We start from the raw sequence: 372 nt of genomic DNA, 5'->3' as shown, positions 1-372 counted from the left end.
CGTTCACCTATACCAGTGACGCGGGCGAGACGCATACGGATGGTGCGCCGCTGTTGGATGCGTTCACCTATACGATCACGGATGGGGATGGCGATACGTCCTCTGCGACGCAGGCCTTTGAGATCACCGATGATGGGCCACAGCCACCGGTCCCGATGCCCCCTCCTGGCACGGAACCACCGCCTCCGGGCGAGCCGCCTGTTGGCAGCGAAGATCCGGATCACCCTGAACTGGGCGTGAATGCGGGTCGTGTGGATGAAGACGATCTGACCGATGGGTCTGATGCGGATAAGGAACCGACAACGGTTACCGGGACGCTGACGATTGATGCGGGCGATGATGGTCTGGGCTCTGTTGCGTTCACCGACAGCG

At 61.8% G+C, this 372-nt stretch carries 1 pseudogene; it reads left to right on the top strand.

The features are described from left to right. Positions 1–372, top strand: a pseudogene (locus ACOSDR_RS20230) (hypothetical protein); the annotation flags it as partial.

The sequence above is a fragment of the Hwanghaeella sp. 1Z406 genome (assembly GCF_048892425.1).
GTDB lineage: Bacteria > Pseudomonadota > Alphaproteobacteria > UBA8366 > Aestuariispiraceae > Pacificispira.
Note: the sequence above shows the minus strand (reverse complement) of the source record. Positions and strands in the feature narration are given on the sequence as shown.